The organism is Streptomyces sp. UH6 (assembly GCF_013421635.1).
GTDB lineage: Bacteria > Actinomycetota > Actinomycetes > Streptomycetales > Streptomycetaceae > Streptomyces > Streptomyces abyssomicinicus.
In genome coordinates this window covers 1-2,265 of record NZ_JACADT010000925.1, presented here as the reverse complement: position 1 = coordinate 2,265, position 2,265 = coordinate 1, and the positions used below count along the sequence as shown (strand labels likewise).

2 protein-coding genes are annotated in these 2,265 nt (G+C 72.7%); both read right to left on the bottom strand.

All coding sequences use genetic code 11. The features are described from left to right. The coding region (locus HW445_RS27625; protein WP_180223592.1) for a DUF4328 domain-containing protein at window positions 1-748 on the bottom strand (748 nt) is incomplete at its 3' end. A 119-nt stretch (window positions 749-867) separates the two neighbouring features. Next, window positions 868-2,265, bottom strand: a 1,398-nt coding sequence (locus HW445_RS27620) for a glycoside hydrolase family 20 protein (RefSeq protein WP_180223591.1), incomplete at its 5' end; no start/stop codon positions are given.

Genomic DNA, 2,265 nt, shown 5'->3' with positions numbered 1-2,265 from the left:
ACCACGCCGCGACGACGGCGGCCACGGCGTCGAAGGCGTCCGCGCCCATCGCCAGGCCGGCGGCCTGGGCGGCCGTGGTCACATCGGTGGCGTCGGCATCGAAGGCGCCGTCGTACGAGGTGCTCGCGAGGCGGCCCAGGGCCCAGGAGCCCAGCCACATCGCCCACCAGACGTTGAGCAGCGCCTCGCCGTGCCCGGGCCCGACCGACGCCCGCCAGACGTCGCCGGCGATCCGGCGCGGGAACCAGAGGTTCACCACCGGGACGAACCAGCCCCACACCGTCCAGCCCCGCCGCATCTCGTGGCCCTCGGGGGAGAAGACCTCGGCGTTGACCCGGACCCGGTGGAACCAGACGAGGAACACGGCGGCGCAGGCGAACAGAGCGACGGTCTGCAGCAGGGCCGCCCCCGCGACGAGCAGGTGCGCGTCGTGCGTGGTGTAGACGTCGATCATGTCGTCCCCGGCGGCCGTGCGCTCGCGGACCAGGTCGTACAGCCCGAAGTCCGCCCAGAGCGCGACCAGATCGGTCACGACGACCAGCCCCAGCAGCCCGGCCGTCCAGCGGGCCAGGGTCAGCGGCGGGCGCAGCCAGGCCCCGGGGGCCCCGGCCGTGACGACGGGACGCAGCCCGGCGGCGCAGGACTCGCAGTGCACCCCCTGCGGATGCGCCTCGTGGTGACGGCAGTTGACGCAGAGCACGGTGGGTCTCCCGGTGAGGACGTCGGTACGGAGGGTTCGGCACAGCACGGTGCGGGCGGGTCGCGCACCGCGCCACCCGCCCGCACCAAGGGCCGAACATACGTCCGACGATCGTCCGTCGTCCAGGAGGGACGACCCGGGGGAATCCGCTCCGCCCGGGCGGCCGTTCAGCCGAGCCGCTCCGCCAGCTGCTGGAAGTCCGTCCAGCTCAGCGACGGTTCGCGGGGGTCCCAGAGCTTCTGCGTCGTGGCCCGCAGCGGCATCCGCAGCCCGGCCGCGACCTGTTCCTGGGTCTGGGCGTCGGGCCGGTCGCCCCAGACGGCCAGCGATCCGCCGAGGATCTGGGCGTCGTACCGCTCGGGCACCGGGGTGGAGCCGCGCACCACCAGCGGGGTCCACTCCTCGTAGATCCGCTGCCCGGTCGGGTAGACGAAGGTCTGCGGCTCGCCGAGCACGTAGTAGAGGTACTCGTCGTTGTAGTTGATCAGCTCACGCCCGGCCTCCAGGAACTCGGCGGGCTCCCTGGCGCCGATCTCCTTGCCGGTCCAGTAGGCGACCTGGATGTCCTCCGACGGCGCCACCGCGCCCCCGTCGAAGAAGCCGTCGTTCCAGGCGCGCGGGGTGCGGTCCAGCCTCTTCACGGTGGCGGCCCGGTCGTTGAGCCATCCGGTGGTGAGGTCCTCGACGGTGCCGTTCGGGCCGTACTTCTCGCGGGCCGCGGACGCCAGACCCGGGTAGGACGCCTCCGGGTCGCTGACCATCAGCGCCAGGTACTCGTCGGAGCCCAGGTGCCATTCGCTGCCGGGGAAGACCTCGGAGTACTCCTCGATCAGTTCGTCGACGAGCTGCCCGGCGGCCGGCTTGGAGATGTCGATCGCGCCCGCGGTGGGCCGGCCGTTCGCGTTGTACAGCTGGAGGTCCGGATGGGACCTCAGCACCGCGCCCAGGTGCCCGGGGGAGTCGATCTCCGGGACGATCCGCACGTGCAGGCTGCGGGCGAGGTCGACGATCCGCCGTACCTCCGCCTTGGTGAGGTGCGGGTCGGAGACGATCTCGGGGTGCGCGTCCGACTCGACGCGGAAGCCCTGGTCGTCGGAGAAGTGCAGGCCGAACTCGTTGTACTTGAGGTCGGCGATCTCCCGGATCCGGGCCTCGATCCAGTCGGCCGCGTAGAACTTCCGGGCGATGTCCAGCATCAGGCCGCGCTTGGCCTTGGCCGGTTCGTCCTGGATCACGCCCTCGGGAGCCGTGCCGCCCCGGGCCACCGTCTGCTTCAGGGTGCGGGTGCCGTAGAAGACGCCGGCCTCGGAGGGCCCGCTGATCACCGCGCGGCCGTCGCGGACGGTCATCCGGTACGACTCCGGGTTCGCGCCCTGGTCCCCGCCGGTCTCCAGGCGCAGGTCGCCGTCCTTCACGTCCTTCGCGCCCTTCTCCCCGGCGTAGGTCAGGCCGAGCTCCCCGGCGACCAGACGGCCCTCGTCGGCGAGGGCGTCGTCGTTGACGACCACGCGGGCGCCGTCCGCCGGCTTCCAGCCGGGGCCGGACTCCGGGGTGTACTCGCGGAC